Source organism: Spirosoma panaciterrae DSM 21099 (genome assembly GCF_000374025.1).
Taxonomy (GTDB): domain Bacteria; phylum Bacteroidota; class Bacteroidia; order Cytophagales; family Spirosomataceae; genus Spirosoma; species Spirosoma panaciterrae.
On sequence record NZ_KB893180.1, the window covers coordinates 112,333 to 134,643 of the forward strand.

At 48.6% G+C, this 22,311-nt stretch carries 22 protein-coding genes; 16 read left to right on the forward strand and 6 right to left on the reverse strand.

Annotated features, from left to right (window positions below; translation table 11 throughout):
- The first annotated feature begins 132 nt into the window (after window positions 1-132).
- Window positions 133-2,154, forward strand: coding sequence for an excinuclease ABC subunit UvrB (gene uvrB / locus B153_RS0111605; RefSeq protein ID WP_020596877.1), 2,022 nt, complete (start codon window positions 133-135; stop codon window positions 2,152-2,154).
- 132 nt (window positions 2,155-2,286) lie between these two features.
- Here uvrB and B153_RS0111610 read toward each other — a convergent pair whose 3' ends face one another.
- Complete coding sequence (locus tag B153_RS0111610) at window positions 2,287-2,781, reverse strand: hypothetical protein (RefSeq protein WP_020596878.1); 495 nt, start codon at window positions 2,779-2,781, stop codon at window positions 2,287-2,289.
- Window positions 2,782-2,864: 83 nt separating this feature from the next.
- Between B153_RS0111610 and B153_RS0111615 the strand changes: the two genes are divergently transcribed.
- Complete coding sequence (locus B153_RS0111615) at window positions 2,865-3,392, forward strand: DUF2911 domain-containing protein (RefSeq protein WP_020596879.1); 528 nt, start codon at window positions 2,865-2,867, stop codon at window positions 3,390-3,392.
- A 100-nt stretch (window positions 3,393-3,492) separates the two neighbouring features.
- Here B153_RS0111615 and B153_RS0111620 read toward each other — a convergent pair whose 3' ends face one another.
- Window positions 3,493-4,440 (reverse strand): alpha/beta hydrolase, encoded by a 948-nt coding sequence (locus tag B153_RS0111620; RefSeq protein ID WP_020596880.1) that lies wholly within the window; start codon window positions 4,438-4,440, stop codon window positions 3,493-3,495.
- 136 nt (window positions 4,441-4,576) lie between these two features.
- Here B153_RS0111620 and lacZ point away from each other — a divergent pair, with 136 nt between their 5' ends.
- Both lacZ and B153_RS0111630 read left to right on the forward strand, forming a co-directional pair.
- Window positions 4,577-7,852, forward strand: a complete 3,276-nt coding sequence (gene lacZ / locus B153_RS0111625; RefSeq protein WP_245564871.1) for a beta-galactosidase, LacZ type — start codon at window positions 4,577-4,579, stop codon at window positions 7,850-7,852.
- A 148-nt stretch (window positions 7,853-8,000) separates the two neighbouring features.
- Entirely contained in the window at window positions 8,001-9,152 is a 1,152-nt protein-coding gene (locus tag B153_RS0111630) for a sigma-54-dependent transcriptional regulator (RefSeq protein ID WP_020596882.1), read from the forward strand.
- Window positions 9,153-9,227: 75 nt separating this feature from the next.
- Here the strand turns inward: B153_RS0111630 and B153_RS0111635 are convergent, their stop codons facing one another.
- Window positions 9,228-10,334, reverse strand: coding sequence for a hypothetical protein (locus tag B153_RS0111635; RefSeq protein ID WP_020596883.1), 1,107 nt, complete (start codon window positions 10,332-10,334; stop codon window positions 9,228-9,230).
- A 38-nt stretch (window positions 10,335-10,372) separates the two neighbouring features.
- On the opposite strand from B153_RS0111635, the gene B153_RS0111640 reads away from it, so the two are divergent.
- Window positions 10,373-10,915, forward strand: coding sequence for a hypothetical protein (locus B153_RS0111640; RefSeq protein ID WP_020596884.1), 543 nt, complete (start codon window positions 10,373-10,375; stop codon window positions 10,913-10,915).
- Between the two features lie 81 nt (window positions 10,916-10,996).
- Here the strand turns inward: B153_RS0111640 and B153_RS0111645 are convergent, their stop codons facing one another.
- Window positions 10,997-12,205, reverse strand: coding sequence for a sensor histidine kinase (locus B153_RS0111645; protein WP_020596885.1), 1,209 nt, complete (start codon window positions 12,203-12,205; stop codon window positions 10,997-10,999).
- A 241-nt stretch (window positions 12,206-12,446) separates the two neighbouring features.
- Here B153_RS0111645 and hemA point away from each other — a divergent pair, with 241 nt between their 5' ends.
- Together hemA and B153_RS0111655 are read left to right on the forward strand one after the other, a co-directional pair.
- Window positions 12,447-13,733, forward strand: coding sequence for a glutamyl-tRNA reductase (gene hemA, locus B153_RS0111650; RefSeq protein WP_020596886.1), 1,287 nt, complete (start codon window positions 12,447-12,449; stop codon window positions 13,731-13,733).
- 87 nt (window positions 13,734-13,820) lie between these two features.
- On the forward strand, window positions 13,821-14,414 hold the full coding sequence (locus B153_RS0111655; RefSeq protein WP_020596887.1) for a DUF4230 domain-containing protein: 594 nt from the start codon (window positions 13,821-13,823) through the stop codon (window positions 14,412-14,414).
- 99 nt (window positions 14,415-14,513) lie between these two features.
- Here B153_RS0111655 and B153_RS0111660 read toward each other — a convergent pair whose 3' ends face one another.
- Window positions 14,514-14,930, reverse strand: a complete 417-nt coding sequence (locus tag B153_RS0111660) for a hypothetical protein (protein ID WP_020596888.1) — start codon at window positions 14,928-14,930, stop codon at window positions 14,514-14,516.
- Complete coding sequence (locus B153_RS0111665) at window positions 14,931-16,169, reverse strand: sulfite oxidase (RefSeq protein ID WP_020596889.1); 1,239 nt, start codon at window positions 16,167-16,169, stop codon at window positions 14,931-14,933.
- Between the two features lie 241 nt (window positions 16,170-16,410).
- Between B153_RS0111665 and B153_RS0111670 the strand changes: the two genes are divergently transcribed.
- The 9 genes from B153_RS0111670 to B153_RS0111710 all read left to right on the forward strand — a co-directional run bounded on the left by B153_RS0111670 (window position 16,411) and on the right by B153_RS0111710 (window position 22,300).
- Window positions 16,411-16,971 (forward strand): YqgE/AlgH family protein, encoded by a 561-nt coding sequence (locus tag B153_RS0111670; RefSeq protein ID WP_020596890.1) that lies wholly within the window; start codon window positions 16,411-16,413, stop codon window positions 16,969-16,971.
- Between the two features lie 128 nt (window positions 16,972-17,099).
- A complete protein-coding gene (locus B153_RS0111675) occupies window positions 17,100-17,711 on the forward strand; it encodes a porin family protein (RefSeq protein ID WP_020596891.1) in 612 nt (203 codons plus the stop codon).
- An 86-nt stretch (window positions 17,712-17,797) separates the two neighbouring features.
- Window positions 17,798-18,265 (forward strand): NADH-quinone oxidoreductase subunit A, encoded by a 468-nt coding sequence (locus B153_RS0111680; protein WP_020596892.1) that lies wholly within the window; start codon window positions 17,798-17,800, stop codon window positions 18,263-18,265.
- Window positions 18,246-18,815: an LSm family protein gene (locus tag B153_RS0111685; RefSeq protein WP_020596893.1), complete on the forward strand. Its 570-nt coding sequence runs from the start codon at window positions 18,246-18,248 to the stop codon at window positions 18,813-18,815. Before B153_RS0111680 ends, B153_RS0111685 begins: the two co-directional genes overlap by 20 nt.
- A gap of 83 nt (window positions 18,816-18,898) precedes the next feature.
- Entirely contained in the window at window positions 18,899-19,459 is a 561-nt protein-coding gene (locus B153_RS0111690) for a hypothetical protein (RefSeq protein ID WP_020596894.1), read from the forward strand.
- Between the two features lie 136 nt (window positions 19,460-19,595).
- Complete coding sequence (locus B153_RS0111695) at window positions 19,596-20,111, forward strand: hypothetical protein (RefSeq protein WP_245564872.1); 516 nt, start codon at window positions 19,596-19,598, stop codon at window positions 20,109-20,111.
- 55 nt (window positions 20,112-20,166) lie between these two features.
- Complete coding sequence (locus tag B153_RS0111700; RefSeq protein ID WP_157634650.1) at window positions 20,167-20,772, forward strand: hypothetical protein; 606 nt, start codon at window positions 20,167-20,169, stop codon at window positions 20,770-20,772.
- 2 nt (window positions 20,773-20,774) lie between these two features.
- Window positions 20,775-21,269, forward strand: a complete 495-nt coding sequence (locus B153_RS0111705; RefSeq protein WP_020596897.1) for an NADH-quinone oxidoreductase subunit B — start codon at window positions 20,775-20,777, stop codon at window positions 21,267-21,269.
- A gap of 89 nt (window positions 21,270-21,358) precedes the next feature.
- Window positions 21,359-22,300 (forward strand): hypothetical protein, encoded by a 942-nt coding sequence (locus B153_RS0111710; RefSeq protein WP_020596898.1) that lies wholly within the window; start codon window positions 21,359-21,361, stop codon window positions 22,298-22,300.
- Window positions 22,301-22,311 lie beyond the last annotated feature (11 nt).

Consider the following 22,311-nt stretch of genomic DNA (forward strand, 5'->3'; position numbering starts at 1 on the left):
AATAACGAATTGCGAAAACAGGGGTTGCATTCATACGGGCAGGCCCTAACCCTGGAGCATAGTTTTGTTGCCGGCTCCTCCTTGGAAAAAGAGCAAAATAGTCGTAAATTAGCCAGATTCTAAACGACGCTGATGAGCTTTAAATTAACTTCAGAATTCCAGCCTACTGGCGATCAGCCAAAGGCCATAAGTCAACTTGTCAAAGGTATCAACGAGGGCGAACCTTCTCAAGTGTTGCTTGGGGTAACGGGCTCAGGTAAGACGTTTTCTGTAGCCAATGTGATTGCCCAGACCAATCGCCCGACCCTCGTCCTGAGTCACAACAAAACCCTGGCGGCCCAGTTGTACGGTGAGTTCAAGCAGTTTTTCCCTGAAAATGCGGTCGAGTATTTCATTTCCTACTACGACTACTACCAGCCCGAAGCGTATATAGCTACCACCAATACCTACATTGAGAAAGACCTGGCCATCAATGAGGAAATTGATAAACTTCGACTGGCTGCTACATCGGCCCTGATGAGCGGTCGGCGCGATGTGATTGTGGTGGCTTCGGTATCCTGCATTTATGGCATGGGAAACCCCGAGGAATTTAAAAACAACGTGGTTCGGATTGGTGTTGGCGAACGAATGAGCCGCAATCAGTTTCTGCATCAGTTGGTCAGTATTCTGTATAGCCGAACCGAAGCCGAATTTCAGCGGGGGAATTTTCGGGTCAAAGGCGACACCGTCGATCTCTATGTAGCCTACGCCGATTTTGCCTATCGGGTAATTTTCTTCGGTGACGAGATCGAAACCATTCAACGGATTGACCCATCGACGGGTAAAAAACTTTCTTCGGAGAGTATGGTGACCATCTTTCCGGCCAACCTGTTCGTAACGAGTGGCGATACCCTGAAAGGGGCTATTCACGAAATACAGGACGACCTGGTGGCGCAAATCCGCTATTTTGAATCGGACTTCCGGGAGCAGGAAGCCACCCGTATTCGCGAACGTACCGAATTCGATCTCGAAATGATGCGTGAACTTGGTTACTGCTCCGGTATCGAAAACTACTCCCGCTACTTCGACCGACGTAAACCCGGCCAGCGCCCCTTCTGCCTGCTCGACTATTTCCCGGACGATTATTTGCTGGTGATCGACGAAAGTCACGTGACCATTCCGCAGATTCGGGCCATGTGGGGGGGCGACCGTTCCCGAAAAACCGCCCTGGTCGATTACGGCTTCCGACTACCATCGGCGCTGGATAACCGTCCGCTCACGTTCCAGGAATTCGAAGACTTATCGGGCCAAACCATTTTTGTTTCAGCCACTCCATCCGACTACGAACTTCGCCGGAGCGAGGGTGTTGTGGTCGAACAGCTTATTCGGCCAACGGGTCTGCTCGATCCCGAAATCGAAGTCCGGCCAAGTTTGAACCAGATCGACGACCTGCTCGAATCCATCGATAGCCGGGTTAAGCGGAATGAGCGTGTTCTGGTAACGACCTTAACGAAGCGAATGGCCGAAGAACTGACGAAATATCTGGACCGAGTCGGTATCAAAACCCGCTACATCCACTCCGAAGTAAAAACGCTGGATCGGGTCGAAATTCTGCGCGATCTACGGCTGGGCAACTTCGATGTATTGGTTGGGGTGAACCTCCTGCGTGAAGGGCTCGACTTGCCTGAAGTTTCGCTGGTGGCGATCATGGACGCCGATAAAGAAGGCTTCCTGCGCGACATCCGGTCGCTGATTCAAACCATTGGTCGAGCCGCCCGAAATGCGAATGGCAAGGTGATTATGTATGCCGATACCATTACCGGCTCCATGCAAAAAGCCATTGATGAAACCAACCGTCGGCGGGCTATTCAGATGGAGTATAATGCTGATAACAACATTGTGCCGACTACAGTATTGAAGTCCCGAGAAGCGATCATGGGTCAAACCAAAGTGGCCGACTCGAAGGTAAAGCATTTCTACGTAGAGCCGGAAGAGATTCGAATTGCGGCCGACCCCATCGTGCAGTATATGGGAAAGAGCGATCTGGAAAAGGTCATTGTCGAAACGCAGTCAAAAATGGAGCGGGCCGCCAAAGACCTCGACTTCCTCGAAGCTGCCCGCCTGCGCGACGAATTGTTTCAATTGCGCGATAAATTGAAGCAGCAGACGGCTTAATTTGCAAACCGACTACTTTCCATTTTGCAGCAGCTAATTGTAAAATGGAAAGTATTTAATTATCTTTGCAACGGTTGGGGTGAGAGCCTCGACCCTTCCTTGAGGTAATGCGACCGGCCGGATAGCATTACCTCATTGTATTTTACGGCTAATGGTGCCATCGAAAATCTCTTTTCGTTTTAGCCGAATCAGCTCACTTTTCCAGATAATCCACAGCTCTTTTATTAATTGCGAACTGGATCGTTTAAGTCGGCCTTTGATAGCCCCTATCAATTTATTTTTTTCAATAGAGCTTTTTACATGAATTAACACATAATCAGCTTGGCGACGGGCATCTCTAATTTCATTGTCGATAGCTGATGCAGTAGGACGCTGATTATGCTTAAATTCAACCAAAATTTGTTCTTTAAGCAGATAGGCATCTGGATTTTTGTTGCCTTGTCTGTCGTCGACAGCTAACAAACGTACCTGATAACCTAACTTTGCCAACAAAATTGCGGTTTCAACATTATTTTCTGCTTCGTGTGAAGCATGCGTAACGTGTACTTCCACATACCCGCCCGAAGGCTCAATTTCATTCGTACGTGGATCAGGATAAACAAGTCGGTAGTTACGGGTGTCAGACATGAAGCGATAGCAACGAATAGCCCCCCGAAAGTTACAAAATCTTTTTACCTTAGCAATCTGGAAGCTAAAACCTAAAACTACTCATGAAACGTATACTGATTATTCTTGGCATTATTGCCGCTGTTGTGCTGATTGGCCTTTTTTCGTTACGTAGCTGGACAAAATCCGCCAGCCCTGAAGCGATTGCAGAGGTGAATCAGGGCGGGCTGAAAATCAAGGTAGATTACTGCCAGCCTTATAAGAAAGGTCGCAAAATTTTTGGGGGTCTGGTTCCCTATGGAAAAGTATGGCGCACCGGGGCTAATGAAGCAACCGTGATCGAGTTCGATCAGAATGTCATTGTAGCCGGACAACCGCTCGATAAAGGTGAATATTCATTGTGGACCATTCCATCGCAGGATAATTGGATTGCCATTTTCAACAGCGAAACTGGTCAGTGGGGCACCAATTACGACCAGACGAAAGACGTACTACGGGTACCGATTGTCTCCCGAAAACATAGCCCGGCCGCCGAACAGTTTTATATCAGCTTCTCCCCGTCGGCCAATGGCACCGATATGATTCTGGCCTGGGACCAAACCGAGGCCGTTTTACCTATTCAGAAACGGTAACGATCAGAATTGGGATTTGATTGACCATTTTAAATAGCATCTTTCGTAAAAAACAAAATCAAAGTCGGTCAATCAAATCCCATAAATCCCGGTTCTGACATTAGCGATGAAAGCTTAGCCCGATAAATTTCAATGCGTCGGGGAGGCCCGTTCGCCAGTACGACCAGGTGTGTGCTCCGTCACGGGCGCGGTATTCATGTGGAATTTTTCGCTCCAGCAACGCCAGATGCAGCATGGCATTGCCAACAGTTAGCGCATCATCATCCCCACAATCGATATACCAGCGTACTTTATTAAGATCGGCTTCAGGGGCCGAACGTGCCAATGTGATGGGACTGTTTCGTTTCCAGGTCAAAGTCAGTCGTTCCTCTCCTTTTACAGGGCCACTGAATACGGGGGCAAAAACGGTATTAAACCGTTCGTCAGGAATACTGACAAACGCTTCATCGGTACGAACCCCCGCACTCAAGGCCGCACAGGCGACAAACAAATCAGGATGATGCATCGCCAGCATCAGTGCGCCAAAGCCGCCCATCGATAACCCGGCAATCGCCCGGAACTCCTGCTGGGTACGCGTTCGAAACATCGAATCGATGTGCGGAATCAACTCCTGTACAAACATATCTTCGTAACGAACCTTATTCTGATAGTCATTCACATAGAAAGTTGCTCCCGCATTTGGCATGACAATAATCATTGGCGGAAAATCACCGGCTTTGATACCTTCGTCGGCAATTCGGTCTGCTTCACCAAACTGAATCCAGCCGGTTTCGTCATCGCCATACCCATGCAACAGATACAGTACCGGGTAGCGTCGATTCGAGGTATAATAATCGGGAGGCAGGTAAATGGAGAACTTGACCGCCTGATTCAACAGCGAACTATTAAACCGCATACTTTCCAGCAGCCGCGCCTGTGGTGCCGGTAAAACAGGGACGGGCCCAGTCGTTTGCGAAGAAGTTAACTGCGCCCGTCGACGCGATTGAGCTGAGCTGGTAAGCGTAAAGGCAACCAGAACAGCCCAGAGTATTAAACTACGAATCGGCATTAGCGTAAAAGGCGATGAAAGGAGGTTAAATTTATGCGAATTTTTCCAGTCGTCGCCTTTGCGGTATAAATTGACCGTTTCTTTGTCAACTATTCCAGGCCGACCTCTTCGCTTGTGTCATCCATTAAACGTGTTCATGATGCCCAAACGCTTAACCTCCTTCCTCTTTTTAACAATTTTATTAGCGTATACCACCCAGGCTCAAACCCTTCCCGACTGGGAAGACCCGCAGGTAATTAGCCAGCAAACCGAGAAACCGCACGCTACCCTAGTCCCATTTGCCACCGAACAGCAAGCCCTCAACGCAACCAACTGGCGAACATCGCCCAACATTACGCTCCTGAATGGCACCTGGAAATTTCGGTGGGTGAAGCACCCCAACCTAATACCTGCTAATTTCTACTTACCTTCTACCAACGATCAAAACTGGGATAATCTGCCTGTACCATCCAACTGGCAGGTTGTTGGTGCCCGCGAAGGTCGTCCGTACGACCGCCCCATCTTCACGAATATTAAACATCCCTTTCCGGCTACTCCCCCACGGATCATAGCCGATACCAACGCTGTTGGGTTGTACCGACTCCGGTTTACAGCTCCGGCCAATTTTCAGGACCGATCTATATTTCTGCATTTTGCAGGGGTCCAATCGACCTGTCGGGTCTATCTGAACGGTCAGCCTGTAGGTTATCATGAAGACGGGATGACACCTGCCGAATTTTTAATTTCTGACAAACTAAAAGCAGGCGAGAATCTGCTGGCAGTTGAAGTCATCAATTGGTCGGATGGGAGTTATCTGGAAGATCAGGACTTCTGGAGGCTTTCCGGAATTTTCCGGGATGTATTTCTGGTTTCGACACCCAAAACCTACCTCCGCGATCTGGCCGTTGTGACGGACCTAGACGACCAGTACCGTGACGCGGTTCTGAAAATTAATGCGTCGGTTCGAAACCTGTCAGGGGTAGCTACGCAAGCGCCTTACCGTTTGCGAGTGACCTTATACGACTCAAAAAAAGCACCCGTTTTTACCGAAACGATCAACTCTGACAATGCGACTGATACCGGCCAGGAAAGCCTGTTCCGGTTCCGAAAAGAGATAAAAGCGCCCGCTTTGTGGAGTGCCGAATCGCCCGTACTCTACACGCTTACGGTTCAGTTGATCGGCTCCGATGGGCAACCTACCGAAGTTGTTAGCCAGCGAGTGGGCTTTCGGGAAATGACCCTGACCGACGGGCAACTGCTCCTCAATGGTAAACCCGTCACGTACAAAGGCGTTAATCGGCATGAATTTGACCCTACTACTGGCCGGGTTATAAGCCGGGAGTCCATGATTCGGGATATCACATTGATGAAACAATTGAATATCAACGCCGTACGAACATCTCATTACCCCAATGTCACGGATTGGTACGACCTGTGCGACGAATATGGTCTGTATGTAATTGACGAAGCGAATATTGAAAGCCATGATTTATGGGGCAAAGGCCAAACTCCGGCCGCAAAACCTGAATGGCGGGATGCCTTCGTAGCCAGGGGTCGAGCCATGGTCGAACGCGACAAAAACCATCCTAGCATTGTGATCTGGTCATTGGGCAACGAAACAGGTATGGGCCAAAACTTCAAGGATATGGCCGATATTATGAAGTTGATCGACCCAACACGCCCTATACATTACGAAGGCCGCCAGCCTTACAACGGAACTTCACTAACCAGCTTCGACATCATTTCGACCATGTATCCATCTGTCGACGACATGCTGAAACTGATGGAAAAAGATCCCTCACGCCCGGTTATCGTCTGCGAATACGCCCATGCGATGGGCAACAGCGTCGGCAATTTGAAAGACTATTGGGCAGCCATCGACAAATATCCACGTTTGCAGGGTGCTTTTATCTGGGACTGGGTCGATCAGGGACTTCGGATTAAAAATAAGGCGGGTAAAGAATTTACCGATCATATCAATTACATCGACGGCGCAAACGCCTGCGACGGCCTGGTCAATCCCGACCGTACACCACAGCCCGAAACCAATGAGGTGAAGTTAATTTACCAATACATCAAACTCACGCCTTCTACCCCACTCTCAGCCGGTCAACCCGTTAAAATCAACGTTCGGAATACATATGATTTTCAATCGCTCGAACCCTTCCGACTGGAATGGGAACTTCTACGCAACGGCGATGTAGTGCAGCGCGGGGCAGAAACCAACTTGGTTGCCAAACCGGGGCAAACTCAGGTTATCACTTTGCCCGTTCGCTTGAATGCGCCCATCGATTCACGGGCTATCGATGGAAACGCCCGGCCCTCAGCGGCTAAGCTGGCCGAACAGAATGCTCAGGCAGGCGAATACTTCCTGAATGTAAGTATCCGGCAGAAGCAGGCTACCAGTTGGTCACCAGTCAATCACGAGGTAGCTTCGGGCCAGTTTCCCATTAAAATGGAATCGCCTACAGTACCTGTGATCGGGATGAACCGCATTCCGGCCGTAAAACTGACCCAAACCCCGACTGCGGCCACCATTCGGGGCAAAGATTTCGCCGTCGTATTTGATAAGACGCTCGGGACCCTGAGTCAATGGTTTTATAAAGGCAAGAATATAGTTGAAACGGGAGTGAAACCGAGTTTCTGGCGCGTCCCGACGGATAATGATGAAGGCGGAGGCAATCAGTCGTTCGCGGCTCGCTGGCGTAAAGCGGGTCTGGATACTGCCCAATTTCACCCCGTCGAATTCAACGTCGAAACCCGCCCCCAATGGGTACGGGTAAGCTGTACCAACAAATGGGAGGGCAAGGAAGGCGGCATCGTTCAACAAACAGATTATACAGTATATGGTACGGGAGATGTGCAGGTAACAACCACCTATACTCCTTCGGGCAAATTACCTCCACTCGCCCGTGTGGGCCTGCAATGGCAGCTCCCGGCCACTTTCAATACGGTAAGCTGGTATGGTCGTGGCCCCTTCGAAAGTTACACTGACCGGAAAGATGCCGCCAAAGTAGGGCATTATACCAGTAAACTGGCCGATCAGTTCTTTCCATATACGATGGCTCAGGAAAATGGGAACAAAACCGATGTTCGCTGGGTGCAGCTTACCAACGACCTAAACCAGAGCCTGCTTATTGTCAGTGATTTAGCGACCAGCTCGCTTTTAACTGTCAATGCTCGCGATTACACCGATGATGCGCTGCTGAAAGCCAAACAACCCGACACGCAGGAAGTGGAACGCGGTTCAGTGACGGTCCTTAATGTCGATATGGCACAGATGGGTCTGGGGGGCGATGATAGCTGGTCGCCCCGTGTACATCCCGAGTATCTGCTTCCGGCTACAAAGCCTTACACCTACTCGTTTCGGATGCGGCCAATCGATACGCGAGTGAATGTAGGGGACGTTATTAATCTGTCGCTGCCTCGCTAAGAACGATACCGATGGATATAATTAGCCCCTGATTTATGAAAAAAGAAATGGATTTTATCAAATTTAGCCGTCGGTATAACGTATGCCGATATAAAATCACCTATTTTCGGGCGTATACTAATCCATCGTTTAAACTTACCCTAGTTATATGGCCAAACTGATTATCGTGGATGACGAAAAACCGATTCGGGCAGCGCTACGCGATATCTTAGAGTATGAAGGCTACGAAGTAGACGAAGCGAAAGACGGAGAAGAAGGACTGGACATGATTCTGAATGGCAGCTATGATGTCGCTTTATGCGATATCAAAATGCCTAAGCTGAATGGTCTGGAAGTGCTGGCCAAAGTAAGCGAAGCCGAAAAAAGCACCCAGGTTGTCATGGTTTCGGCCTTCGGCAATGTTGAAAATGCTGTTGAAGCCACCAAACGCGGAGCCTTTGATTTCATTACTAAACCACCCGATCTGAACCGCCTGCTCATTACCGTTCGTAACGCTATCGAACGGGCCAAACTGGTGCAGGAAACCAAGACCCTCAAAAAGCGGATCTACAAACTGAACGAAATTGTTGGTGAGTCGGAACCGATCAAAAAGGTAAAGGATACCATCAACCGGGTGGCGGCTACCGAAGCGCGGGTGCTGGTAACAGGTGCCAACGGCTCTGGTAAAGAGATGGTTGCCAAGCAGATTCACGAAAAAGGGAGTCGCGCCAATCAGCCGCTGGTTGAGGTCAACTGTGCCGCCATTCCCAGCGAGCTTATCGAAAGTGAACTGTTTGGTCACGAAAAAGGAGCTTTTACCGGCGCTTCGGCCCGGCGAGTTGGCAAGTTTGAGCAGGCCGATGGCGGAACCCTGTTTCTCGACGAGATTGGTGATATGAGCCTGTCGGCGCAGGCAAAAGTGTTGCGGGCGTTACAGGAAAATAAAATTACCCGCGTTGGGGGCGACAAGGAAATTAAAGTCAATGTTCGGGTTATTGCCGCTACGAACAAAGACCTTCGGCAGGAAATCATCAATGGAAACTTCCGCGAAGACTTATTCCATCGCCTGAGCGTCATTATGATCAACGTTCCGCCCCTGGCCGAGCGTAAAGTCGATATTCCGCTGCTGGCCGACAAATTTTTGCATGACATTGGCAATGAATACGGGGCTCCTCCCAAAGAGCTGACACCCGATGCGATGACGTATTTACAATCCCTCCCCTGGACAGGTAACGTTCGGGAGTTGCGCAACGTTATCGAACGGCTCGTCATCATGTGTGGCGACACCATCACGCTTGAGGATGTGAAGCTGTATGCATAATGATTGAATGACTGAATGGTTGAATGATTGAATAATAAAGCTTGCGCCAATCTATTCAATCATTCAACCATTCAGTCATTCAATCATTAAATTACACCCTCTCACGTCGGAGTTATCGAACCGACCAATGACCCGGAAGGCACCATCGCCACCCACATACTGGCCCAGATCCTGCGTTTCAATAAACGAGCATGAATCCAGATTGGCCAGATCGATCACATTGATTCCGCCTGTCCGTGTATAATCGTCTGGATAGAAGCAAAACGGGTCGTTGATGTCTCTCAGTAGTATTCGCATAGTCGGACCTGCCTTAAACACACCTTTACCCATCGAATACGCCTGCGAAAGCAACTCCGTCATTCCGTACTCCGAATGAATCGTTGGCACGCCCAACTGCTCCATCAGGATTTCATGCACTTCCTCCCGAAGCAACTCCCGCCGACGCCCTTTCATCCCCCCCGTTTCCATCACAATCAACCGGGGCGATTGCCCTAGTTCTGACACGTCTGAACTCGACTCTGCCCAATCCAACAAGCCAAACGTGACTCCAATCAGTAATATCTTTTTTCCGTCCTCCTGTCCAATAAGTTGCTTCAGCTGTTCGGTAAGCTCTGAATGGTTGTGCAGATAAAAACCCGAGGCCGCCAGGTCTGCGCTTTGCAAGTGTCCTGTTTGGGCCATAAATTGCTGAACCATATACACGAGCGAGGAGTTATTTCGTTCAAGATAGGACGGCAGTAATGCCAGAATATGGAAGTCGCGAAGAGGTCCGTACATCTGCTCGAAAATGCGGGTACTTACGGCTTGATAGAGGGCAGAATCAGGCACTATATGACGACTGGTCTGTTCTCCGGTAGTTCCGCTACTGGCAAACGTTAGCGTAGTGTCGAAGTGAGCAGGTGTGGTTGTATCAATTCCGGTTAACACCGTGTGCGTTTTGAAAAAACCAATCGGCATAAACGGCACCTGTCGCAGATTATCGACTCGCTCCGGATGGCAGTTTAGGTGGCTTAAATAAGCCCGGTATACGGGATTGTGAACAGCCTGGTAACGAAATACCGCCAATGCCAGCGACTCGAACGTAGCTGGATTAGGAATGGCCAAACTGATGGCAAGTACCTGCTGCCGAAGTCCCTCCCGAACTGGAGTTGCTGCGGCCGAAAGCGTTAAAGAAAAAGACAAAGTAAAATAAGCGTTTATTGCACAACGAGTACAACAGTATGCGACGGCAACAAATTCACACATACCTCCTCGTTTTCGGAGTAGCCATCGGTTTATCGGCCTGCTTCACCGAACCCAACTACTCAACAACTCCCGAAATTGAATTTAAAGGGATATTCAAATACACACTTGCCGCCGGTAAGGGTGTAGGCCAATCGAAACGGGATTCGGTTGTGCTTACCATCGGTTTTAAAGATGGAGACGGTAATCTGGGAAACGACATCCCACTACCCAAAGCCGACTCGCTTCGCTATGCTTCAAATGGGGGCTGGGGGAATTATGAAATTAAAGCCTTCCGGCTTATCAACAAACAGTATGTGGAGTATCCTTTATCAATTTACAACTTTCTTCTCTTCCCTGACTTAGCGAAAAACAAACCCAAGGGCGCTATAGAAGGATCGCTGGATTTCAATCAAACGTTTCAGTACGGAACTGTTAATGTCTATTATCCGACTAAATTTCAAATCCGAATTCGGGATCGCGACCTAAATACCAGCAATGTAATCGAGACCGATACAATTACATTACCGTTCCTAAGATAAGACGGGATTCAGTTATAGTTTGGGGTGAGTGGGTGCGTATAAAACAGGCACCCACTCACCCCAAACTATAACTGAATTCTGCTAATCCGTATTCAGCACGATTCGGAATGTAGTGCCCTTGCCCACTTCCGAGTGCTTGACGAACAATTGCCCGTTGTGGTATTCTTCGACAATGCGCTTGGCGAGGGTAAGACCAAGTCCCCAGCCCCGCTTTTTAGTGCTGAAACCCGGCGAGAATACCTTTTGCATATTGGCTTTTGAAATTCCTTTTCCCGTATCGGTAATGTCGATAGCGACTTCGTGGTGCGGTAAGGGCAAAATATTAAGCCGTAACTCGCCTACGCCTTTCATGGCATCGACGGCGTTTTTGCAGATATTCTCAATGACCCACTCAAACAACAACTTATTGATTTTCACCTGCTGGTTAGCCGGAATCTGACTGACAAAACTCATACTAACCTTAGTAGAGATTCGGCGCGACAGGTAATCGGTAAACTGTTTGACGACTTCATTCAGGTTCTCTTCCTTCAATGTTGGGATGGAACCGATACTCGAAAAACGGGCTGTAATTGTCTCCAGCCGCTGCACATCTTTTTCAATCTCATCGGTTATAGAGGCATCGTACTGATCAGGGTCCGACCGCATGTACTCAACCCATGCCATCAACGACGACATGGGCGTGCCTAACTGGTGGGCCGTTTCTTTAGCCAGCCCAACCCAAACCCGGTTCTGCTCCGCCCTGCGCGACGAACTAAACGAAAGATACGCCAGAACGCCCAAAGCCGTTAATATGGCAATCAGGGCATACGGGATGTAATTGATTTGCCGCAGTACTTTCGAGTTTTCGTAATACATCAACCCCCGTTGACCATCGGTCATCACAACCGGAATTGGCCGATGGTTTTTACGCATTTCTGCAATCCGCTGTCGAAAAAAAGCCTGTTTTTCCGCATCAGGAAGTTTGTCAAAGCCTTCCGGCAAATCCAGATTTACCTGCTGGGATATCTGACCATTGTGATCCAGGTAAATAACCGGAATGGTCTTGTTAGCCTGTAGAATTTCGCTCGTCACAAAATTTATATCGCCATTATCCCCATCAGGCCGGCTGGTACTATACAGGTATTCAATGGCTTTCACATAAAGCTGAACATACTGTTCTTCACGATCTTCGAGCTTCAGGATTAATCGGCGGGTGTACAGCAGTGATCCCGTTCCTACCAGAAGCAGGTTCAGAGCAACTATGATTTTCAGAATATTATTCTGATTATAAATATCAAATGACTTCAGCATGTGGTCTTGCTGGCCGTAGGTTCAGCTTAATTTTTTAACGATAAAAATGCAGTAAACGTGCAAAGGTTGAACGTCTGACAAGGTACGAATGTTACAAACCTGAATAGGATTGATCAAAGATACGACCAATCTATTTGGACAAATTCTAAATAGAATCCTACTCGCAATTGGGTGCATTCATATCCCATAATAATGCCGTAATTTTGTAAAGGCTATATGCCCGTAAAGGTGCTTTTTTACCATGTTAGATACCTTCAAAGCAATTAGTTTGTCCTACAAAATGGCTCCGCTGCGGGTCCGTGAACTAATTGCACTTAACGAAGATGAAGCCAAACGGCTCATGCTTCGGTTACGGGACTTCTTCGGGCTGAGCGATCTGCTCGTTATCTCGACCTGTAATCGAACCGAAGTTTATTACGCATTTGAGCAAGATCTTAATACCGAAATTGCCCGCCTGTTGCTGATTGAAAAAGGGCTGACCGATACGGATAACTATTTGCCTTATTTTCAGTTTTTCGACGCCAATGACCAGGCGGTTAAGCACTTGTTTGAAGTGTGCGTAGGCCTACACTCGCAGGTTGTGGGCGACATGCAGATTCCTAATCAGGTAAAGCAGTCGTATCAGTGGTCGGCCGATCTGGAAATGGCTGGGCCGTTCCTGCACCGGCTGATGCATACGATTTTCTTTACCAACAAGCGGGTTGCCCAGGAAACGCCCTTCCGCGACGGAGCCGCTTCCTCTTCCTATGCCGCTGTCGAGCTGATCGATGAGTTGGTGGGTGAACACAGCCAACCCAATATTCTGGTGATTGGTCTGGGTGAAATTGGTACGGATGTCTGTAAAAACCTTGAAGCTCGCGGAGGCAACTCTAACATCACGCTCTGCAACCGTACAAAAGCCAAAGCCGAAGCCCTGGCCGAACAATGCGGTTTCCGCGTAGCTGACTTCGAGAACCTGACCGATGAAATTCGTAAGGCCGATGTGATCATCTCATCCGTCATGCGCGATGAACCACTGATCACTCCCGAATTGCTGAAACATGTTGAGGTATTAACTTTCAAATACTTCATCGATTTATCGGTTCCCCGTAGTGTTGACGCAACCGTTGAGCAAATTCCGGGTGTACTGGTCTACAACATCGATCATATTCGCAACCGGGCCGATGAAGCGCTGCAACAGCGTCTGGCTGCCATTCCACAGGTAGAAGCCATTGTGGCCCAGGCTGTCGCTGAATTTGGTGACTGGTCGAAAGAAATGGTGGTATCTCCCACTATCAACAAACTGAAAAATGCACTGGAGCAAATTCGTCGCGACGAAATTGCCCGGTACATGAAGCACCTTACCCCCAACGAGTCGGAGAAAGTAGACAAGATTACGAAGGGGATCATGCAGAAAATCATCAAGCTACCCGTTCTTCAACTGAAAGCCGCCTGCAAACGGGGCGAAGCCGAAACGCTGATCGACGTGCTGAACGATCTGTTCGACCTGGAAAAGCAGCCGGCTATTGACGAAAAACACACGTACTGACCAACACATTTACGATCTGGCTATATGTTTCTCTGCTTCCCGAAGGGCTAAAACTTTCGGGAAGTTTTATTTTATAATCCCGGCCTTATGACTCGACTCCTCAATGCCCTTTTTCGCCTATTGCTGATTGCCATATTGGTAGCGGGGCTGATTGCAATCTGGGAGCAAATTCGGGGCAACAGCCTGCTGAGCCGATTTCGCAAAGGCGACAACACGACCCAGAGCATTGTACTGAAGGAAGTAACCTCGCTGGGCAAGCTGGAGCTGGTGAAATATACCTTTAAAGACATCGTAGAGCATGAACAGGTCAATACCTTTCTGCCGAATGCCAATGCCATTCTGATTGTGGAAGGTGAAGCAACGGGGTGTATTGACTTAACAAAAATCACGGCTGCTGACGTAACTGCCGATGGCGATTCAATAACCGTCCGACTCCCTGAACCGGAATTGTGCACCTGGAAAATCAACCACGACCGATCGCGGGTGTACGATACGCACTTTTCGTTTCTGGATCAGTCTCAGCTAGTGAGCGATGCGTACCGAAAAGCAGAGCAACAGATCAAAACATCGGCACTCAACAGCGGTATTCTCGAACAAACTCGCCAGAATGCCAATCAGCTTCTACGACCTACCCTAGAGCGTATTTCAGGAAAGAAAGTAGGTCTGATCGTTCGAAAATAGGTTTTCAGACCCAATACAGTTGTGATGCGGATAGAAACCCGGTCCATTCCGTTTAAGATCACGGGGTTCCATCCGCATCGCAACCAGTTAACCCAAACTTTATTGATTCAGCTTATACCACTGAATATCGTTCAACGAAGCTCTTCGGAAAGTTGCTTTGGAATCGATCGCCGACGGGCCGTAGTATTTTTCGAGGTAGTCAAGAACCACTTTCTCCGACTCGCCCAAATCCCATAGTTTGTGGTACTTCTGCATCCAGCGAATGCGGTCAAGCCAACCCGCCCGCGTAAACCGATGCTGTAAAATAAGCTTCGATGAATGGCAGGCTGTACACTGCGATTTCACCATCATCAGATTGGCATCGGCCACCAGACCACTTTCGGTGTCAATTTTCAACGTGTCGATCATCTGGTTGCCAACGGTATATACATTAGCTTCCGAATTCTGGACTCGAAAACTCGACGCACCGATCAGAACAGCGCCAATAAAGACCATTAGTTTTACTGCTTTCATCATCTAGACAAGGGCTTTAACCGCAATACGGTGACAGGCATTATTCAGATAACCACCCGGATTCCATTGCGGAATAACCATTGGCTGTGTCGCTCCACTACTATCTGTGGCCCGTACCCACACTTCATAGTAACCTGCCTGCGGAAACGTGATCTCGGTTGACCATTGCTGCCAGGCCAGTCGGTTTTTGGGTGGCTGCAGTTTTGCTTTCTGCCAGGTTGCCCCGTAGTCGATCGAGGTATGTACATCCGCCACCATTCGGTCGCCAGCCCAGGCATGCCCACGCAAGGCCAGCGGCTTTTTCAGCTCGAACATAGCCCCGGTTTTGGGGTAGGTAATGAGCGATTTCACCGGCATCGATTCAATGATGCGGAAGTTTTCGGGTGTTTCGGCTATCTTCTCCCCTGGCTGTACGGGCCGAATAGGCATCCGATAGCTATGCCCTTCCATTTTGGCTCCATCGTGCACTTTATTACGTACCGCAATCGTGTGCAACCACTTACCCGATACCGACGCAGGCCAGCCTCCTATCACCAGCCGAAGCGGATACCCGTGTACCAGCGGAATATCTTTCCCGTTCACGGCCCAGGCAATGAGCGTTTCGGCTTCAAGTGCTTTTTTTATGGGTACTCCCCGCGAAATAGAAACTTTGGTTGGGTCCTGACTCAAATGCGGGTCTTTACCATAATAACCGATGTAAACAGCATCCTCTTTCAAACCTACGTCGGCCAGAATATCCTTCAGCCGAACCCCCGTCCACTCGGCACAGCTAACAGCGCCCTGATCCCAGGGGTTACCCGTTGTTTGCGGCTCAAAGCCCGAGCGGCCGTTTCCTCCGCATTCGAGCACAAGCTGATAGGTATGGGGCTGAAAACGTTTTTTAAGATCGTTTAGGGTATAGGTTTTCGTGGCTTTTACCGATTCACCCTTAATGGTCAGTGTCCAGGTATCGGGGTTGATAGGCTCTGACGGAATCAACCCATTGTTCCGCACAAACATCTTTTCGACGGGCGTAACAGCGTCGTCAAGCTGATGGATAGGCGCTTCGACATTCCAGGGCTTATCACCCAGCACTTTCATATCCGGGATTTTCCCTTTAAGTGGGTCATTATCAAATGCCAGTGGGGTATGATATTGGGGAATCTGATCAGCGAAAACGACATCCGTACCAACCAGTGCGGTCAGGGTTGCCAGCGCACTTTTCTGAAGAAATCCCCGTCGATCATGAATCTGCTTTTTCATGGCGTCATTTTTGTTCCTGTAAAAGTAACGCTCCGGTGGGCTATACCCTACTACATACCCCCATACAATTTTTTACGGCAAGACCGGGTAGGTAACCAAGGCGAGGTTATACTTCTGATAGCTCTATGGGTCTGGCCGTATACAAAGTATTGAGGAAGTCAGTAGCGTATTTAACAGTTTTTAAAGAATATAGTATCTGAAAAAAGCGTTTTGCCATAAATCTATAATTGCTCAATGGGCTATGAATACGATTCCTACCTCCGTTAAGAACGGCGATCTGCTGATTGCTGAGCCATTCATGGGTGATACCAACTTTGAACGCAGTGTTGTCCTGGTTTGTGAGCATAATCAGGCCGGTACATTTGGACTTGTACTAAACCAGCAAACCGACATCCACCTGAGCGATGTGATTGACGATATACACGTCGATTTACCCTTATTTGTTGGCGGGCCTGTACAGCAGAATACCCTACATTTCATCCACCGCCGACCCGACCTGATCGACGGTTCGATCCGGGTTCTGGACGGACTTTACTGGAGTGGCGACTTCGAACAGATTAAGCAAGCTGTCAATATAGGCACCCTTACCGAACGCGATGCCCGCTTTTTTATTGGCTATTCGGGCTGGAGCGAAGGCCAATTGGATGCAGAATTAGCGCAGAAAGCCTGGATCGTCAGCCGCACAAATGCCAGCTTCCTGTTCGATACCCCAACGAAAGAATTTTGGCGGGGCGTACTCAAGCGTATGGGGGGCGAATACAAATCCATTGCCCACTACCCAGTCGACCCTCGACTTAATTAACATTTTTTGACAGTCTACCGACCACGCAAACAGGGGCATCTTAACTTTTTTTCACCAATTTTGTACCGATCCGACGTTTCGGACAAAAAAACATTATCGAAAGGGTCACTTCCTTTCCATCGCCCTGTATGCATAGTTATCGATTACTCCTTTTTATTTTTTTAGTAACCTCGTCGGCCCTAACCCAGGCCCAAAGCAATAAGCCCATAGGTGGTCATTTCGGCCTGAAACTGGGAGCCTCGTTTACGCAGATCGCTATTTCAGGCGCAACTGCCAACATCCCTCACCGTACCTTACAACCACACCTGGGAGTTATGTATCGGTATCGGTACAACCGTTGGGTCGTTCAGCCCGAAGCGCTATTGTCTATTCGTGGTGGCAATTTTCAGCAGGAGCAAAACAACGGTACCCGGACCACAACGGCTATCTCGTATTACTACGCCAGCCTTCCGCTCATGCTAGGCTACATTCCTACTGAAGGACTTACGATACAAGCCGGGCCAGAGTTCAGTTACGCGTTAAATGCGGGACAAACGGGTGGTCCTGGTGTAAATAATGACCTGGGAATAGCAGCTGGTGTTCATTACGATTTTCTGGATATGCTGCACAATTTCAGTCTGCACGCCCGGTTTATTTACGGCCTTACCAACGTATCGCCCGAAGCTACGGCTTCCTATTACAACCGGAACCTCCAGATTTCGATGGTGTACAATCTGTTTCCGAAAAAGAAGAAGAAATAAACAGAGTATTGGGAGTGAGTAGTAGGAGTTGTTGACACATCTTTCTCTCCTACTACTCGCTCCTCACTCCCAATACTGAAACTACTATGCTTTCCGACTTCGGCGTTATTCTGTTGTTTATTGTGGGGGCGTTTGCGTTCATTGCCACCGTGCTTTTTGTGGCACGTTTGTTACGGCCCAACCGACCGAACATCGAAAAAAACAGTACGTACGAGTCTGGAGAAGAGCCCGTTGGCAATGCGAATGTGCAGTTCAATATTCGTTTCTACGTAGTAGCTCTGGTATTTGTCCTGTTCGACGTTGAACTGGTCTTTTTGTTTCCGTGGGCAACCGTATTTGGTCAGGAGCGGCTCATTCGCGAAACAGGTGGTCTTTGGGGCTGGTTTGCCCTGGCCGAAGCTTTCCTCTTCGTCGTTATTCTGGCCTTAGGCCTTGCCTATGTGTGGGCAAAAGGCTACCTTGACTGGGTAAAACCTCAACCAAAACTACCAATCCTGAAAACAAAGGTTCCTACTGAGTTATACAGGAGAGTAAATGAGAAATACCACCGTTGACAGAGTTTTATTTACGCTGATTCTTTACCTGAACTTACTACTTTCTACCAGCGAAGGATTTGCCCAGCACTACGAAATAAGAGCCTACAAAATCCAGGTTCTTATGGACTCGGGTGAAAAACTAAAAGGAATGTTATCGGGCGTCAGCGAATCGACTCTGTATGTTGAAGACAAACGACGAGACATTATCAGAATACCACTAGCCGCTATTCGAAAAGCCAAGCTTATTGATGTCAACAATGTACCCTCCAGAATGATTATCGGGGCCATTTTAGGTGGTCTGGTGATTGGCTATGTTGCCTATTTGGGAAATAGCAGAAGTCCCGGCGGTAGTAGAAGTCCTGTATTAGGCGGTATTAGCATAGCACTAGGTGCAGGCGCAGGAGCTGGGTTTGGTGCGCTCCTGGGCAAATTTACAGCGGGTATAGGCCGCGCTCACTTCGTCTTTCGTGCCAACGGTGATCCAAAATCAGTAGCACAGCTTTACCATCTATTGGAGCCTTACAGTGAGACATTTCAAAAAGATGTACTTAACAATGGTCCCAACTAGAGTACATTTTTTGACTGGAATCGATAACCTCACCCTAAACTCTCTGCGTATCTAGTTGAACAGGTAAACGAGTATCATAAACGTTGAAACCTTTAACCTTACCCTACCTTTGTCTGGCCATTTTTATTGTCTCTTCATTATCAGCCACGTTACAGGCGCAGAAGCTTACGTTTGATGTATACCGCGCACGGGTGATCACTATGACAGGTGAACGATACCGTGGGGTATTGGAAGAGGTGAGCGATACCGATTTGCGCCTAACTAGCTATCATGGCAATTGGATTGACGAAGAGATTCCCCTACGCCAGATCCGAAAAGTGGTGATTCGGCGGATCAGTAAAAAGCGTGCAATCATCACGGGGTCCATCATTGGGGGGTTGGCCGCAGGATTTGCCTCTTACAAGTCCCTTCAGCGCAACCAGACCAGCAATGACATTAACTACGGTATTACACTAACGTTTGCTGCGGCTGGTGGTGCAGCCGCTGGGCTAGTAGTAGGTTCTTTCATCAATAATGTGACTGGTCGGGTCATTCGTCCACTGGATATAACTAACCCTGAGCTTAGTTTGTACCGGCAACTAGAGCCATTTACCTATCGTCACCAACAGAATCTAATTAAGCGTCTGCCTAACATTCCTCAGTAACCACCATGATCCGGTCAATAAGTGATAATCCGTCTAAATTGGTATAATTCTGATGTGTTCTAAAGCTTTATTAAGCTGGTCGCGAAAGAAATCACTTTGGTCACTGATGCTTGGCCTGGCTTTTTGCACCATTGACATGATGCTTGTGTTACTAACCCACCCGGTTAGAGCGCAGCAACCTGTTGAAAATGTCTACCATATCAAGGTTGTAACCAAAAAAGGGAATCACTTTCGGGGTGTACTTTGGGACGTGACAGCCTCTACCCTTTATGTAGAGCATGAGAAACGGTCGCTGAGTGGAAGAATCCCGTTTGCCAATATTCATAAGATTGTGCTACGCCGGAAAAGCAAGAAAAATGCAATGATAACCGGGGCTATTCTAGGTGGTTTGGCATTGGGTTTTGTCACAAACCAGTCTTTACAAAAGAACCCGACCAGTTCACCCGTGGCCTATGGTCTTACGCTTACCTTTGCAACGGCTGGTGGCGCAGCACTCGGTTTGCTGGCAGGTTACGAGATTGGCAATCTAAAAAAGATTGTTATCCGTCCTTCAACGTCTGCTAACCCTGAGCAAACCCTGTACCGGCAGTTAGAACCGTTTTCTTTTCGTCATCAGCAGGATATAATTAACCGAATTCCACCAAATCGCTAATTCAATGGGTTTTCTTTCCATACCTAATAAATCAGGCGATATTGGTATAATTCTGATGTGTTCTAAAGAATCATTAAATCGGTCGCAAAAAAAAGAGAGTCGGTCACTGACGTTTGGCCTGGCTTGTTGCGCCATTGACATGATGCTTGTGCTGCTATCCTACCCGGCTCTGGCTCAGCAACCTGCCGAAACTGTTTATCATATCAAAGTTGTTACAAAAAGCGGAGAGCATTATAAGGGTATCCTATCCGACGTTACCGATGCAAACGTCTACGTTGCGTATGAAAAACGATTAGTTAGTGGGCGTGTGGCCTTAACCGATATTCGTAAGATTGTTCTACGCCGGAATAGTAAGAAGAATGCCATGATTACGGGAGCTATTATTGGTGGATTAGCAGCCGGATTTGCTTCCTATAATTCCCTTCAGCGTAACCAGCCCAGCAGTGCCGTCAACTACGGCATTACCTTAACCTTTGCTGCGACCGGTGGTGCTGCCGCCGGTTTGTTGGTTGGCTCCGGGATTGGGAATCTAAAAAAGATCGTTGTTCGTCCCGCCATGTTTGCAAACCCGGAACTGAGCCTGTTTCGGCAACTAGAACCGTTTACCTGGCGTTATCATCAAGATATAATTAACCGTTTGCCTAAAACTCCTCAGCAATAACTATGACACCTCAGCCGCTACATGATAAATCAGGTGAAGCCAGTGTGATTCTGATGCGTTCTGAAGATTTGCTAAACTGGTCGCGGGAAAAATCGCTTTGGCCACTGACGTTCGGGCTGGCTTGCTGCGCGATTGAAATGATGGGCGCCATGGCCTCCAACTACGACCTCGAACGGTTTGGTATTTTTCCGCGCCCTTCCCCGCGTCAGTCCGATATTATGATTGTGTCGGGAACAGTTACCTATAAAATGGCCGACCGAATCCGTCGACTGTATGAGCAAATGGCCGAACCACGGTATGTGATTTCAATGGGCTCCTGCTCCAACTGTGGAGGGCCCTACTGGCAACACGGCTACCATGTGGTAAAAGGCGTCGACCGCATTATCCCGGTCGATGTGTATGTGCCGGGATGCCCGCCACGCCCGGAAGCCCTTATCGACGGTTTTTTGAAGTTACAGGAAAAAATACGAACCGAGCATCCGCTACGAAACGCTTAACGTATCGGGCAGACCACTGGATCCGTTTACGGCTTTGTTTGCGTTAGCCAACAGGAAACGTTAAACTTGGCATCTGAAACACTACACCCGTGACTCCCATCAATTTATCGTTCCGGCAAACGCTTGGATCAATTCGCCCAGTAGGGTTGATTTACAGCATCACGCTGATTCTCGGCTTAGTCGTTGCCTTACCATTTTATAGTACCTTGCTGGCTGAAGATCAGGATTCACTGGCTTTTCTGAACCTACTGAACGGATTTGACTATACCATTTACTCCGATTTCATGCACCGCAGTCGGAAGGCCATTTTGCCCCTTATCAGCGTAGGTCGATGGATTGGAGCGTTGTATCTATTCCTGAGTGTTTTCTTTGCAGGCGGTATTCTGCTCCGATTTTCGCAACCATCGGCCCGGTTCGATACGGGTCTGTTCTGGCAGGCTTGTACCCATTATTTTGGGCGTTTTCTACGGTTGTTTGGGGTTACCTTCCTGTTTTTGTTAGTCGGCGCCGGTAGTTGGCTGGTGGCAGGCTCGTTGGTAGCGATTCTGGCCAACGACGCTGTAACCGAACGTGGGCAATTCTGGATTGGGGCTGTTTTCTTTTCGTTTGCCGCTCTCACCGGCACGCTCATTTTATGCATAGGCGATTACGCCAAGGTGCTGATGTTTCGGGAAGATAGCCATCAGGCTTTCAAAGCGTTTGGACAGGCCGGTCGACTGGTATTTAGGAATCTGCTTCGTACGTACGGGCTTTACTGGTTATTTATTCTGATCGGCTCCGGCTTATTCGGCATTTATTTCCTGATCGACGAGGCTGTTTTAATGAGCAACTGGTCGACGATCCTGCTTCTGTTTGTCATCCAGCAACTTTTAATTCTTGGGCGAATCGGCCTGAAATTCTGGGCCTTGGGAGCTGCGTATGTCACGTATACGATCTTGCCCAAACCGACATTCCCCCTAAGCCAAACCTCCATACCGGCCTACACGTCGCCACCGACCGCTGAAACGGCGACACCCCTATCGCCTGAATAGCCAGGGAGGAA

Excerpts from the sequence above, each read along its gene's own strand:
- hemA (WP_020596886.1), top strand. The coding sequence starts at position 12,447 with ATGTTAGATACCTTCAAAGCAATTAGTTTGTCCTACAAAATGGCTCCG.
- B153_RS0111660 (WP_020596888.1), bottom strand. The coding sequence starts at position 14,930 with ATGATGAAAGCAGTAAAACTAATGGTCTTTATTGGCGCTGTTCTGATC.
- B153_RS0111615 (WP_020596879.1), top strand. The coding sequence starts at position 2,865 with ATGAAACGTATACTGATTATTCTTGGCATTATTGCCGCTGTTGTGCTG.
- B153_RS0111705 (WP_020596897.1), top strand. The coding sequence starts at position 20,775 with ATGACACCTCAGCCGCTACATGATAAATCAGGTGAAGCCAGTGTGATT.
- uvrB (WP_020596877.1), top strand. The coding sequence starts at position 133 with ATGAGCTTTAAATTAACTTCAGAATTCCAGCCTACTGGCGATCAGCCA.
- B153_RS0111665 (WP_020596889.1), bottom strand. The coding sequence starts at position 16,169 with ATGAAAAAGCAGATTCATGATCGACGGGGATTTCTTCAGAAAAGTGCG.
- B153_RS0111685 (WP_020596893.1), top strand. The coding sequence starts at position 18,246 with ATGAGAAATACCACCGTTGACAGAGTTTTATTTACGCTGATTCTTTAC.
- B153_RS0111670 (WP_020596890.1), top strand. The coding sequence starts at position 16,411 with ATGAATACGATTCCTACCTCCGTTAAGAACGGCGATCTGCTGATTGCT.
- B153_RS0111620 (WP_020596880.1), bottom strand. The coding sequence starts at position 4,440 with ATGCCGATTCGTAGTTTAATACTCTGGGCTGTTCTGGTTGCCTTTACG.
- lacZ (WP_245564871.1), top strand. The coding sequence starts at position 4,577 with ATGATGCCCAAACGCTTAACCTCCTTCCTCTTTTTAACAATTTTATTA.
- B153_RS0111610 (WP_020596878.1), bottom strand. The coding sequence starts at position 2,781 with ATGTCTGACACCCGTAACTACCGACTTGTTTATCCTGATCCACGTACG.
- B153_RS0111630 (WP_020596882.1), top strand. The coding sequence starts at position 8,001 with ATGGCCAAACTGATTATCGTGGATGACGAAAAACCGATTCGGGCAGCG.
- B153_RS0111640 (WP_020596884.1), top strand. The coding sequence starts at position 10,373 with ATGCGACGGCAACAAATTCACACATACCTCCTCGTTTTCGGAGTAGCC.
- B153_RS0111645 (WP_020596885.1), bottom strand. The coding sequence starts at position 12,205 with ATGCTGAAGTCATTTGATATTTATAATCAGAATAATATTCTGAAAATC.
- B153_RS0111700 (WP_157634650.1), top strand. The coding sequence starts at position 20,167 with ATGTGTTCTAAAGAATCATTAAATCGGTCGCAAAAAAAAGAGAGTCGG.
- B153_RS0111695 (WP_245564872.1), top strand. The coding sequence starts at position 19,596 with ATGATGCTTGTGTTACTAACCCACCCGGTTAGAGCGCAGCAACCTGTT.
- B153_RS0111655 (WP_020596887.1), top strand. The coding sequence starts at position 13,821 with ATGACTCGACTCCTCAATGCCCTTTTTCGCCTATTGCTGATTGCCATA.
- B153_RS0111675 (WP_020596891.1), top strand. The coding sequence starts at position 17,100 with ATGCATAGTTATCGATTACTCCTTTTTATTTTTTTAGTAACCTCGTCG.
- B153_RS0111680 (WP_020596892.1), top strand. The coding sequence starts at position 17,798 with ATGCTTTCCGACTTCGGCGTTATTCTGTTGTTTATTGTGGGGGCGTTT.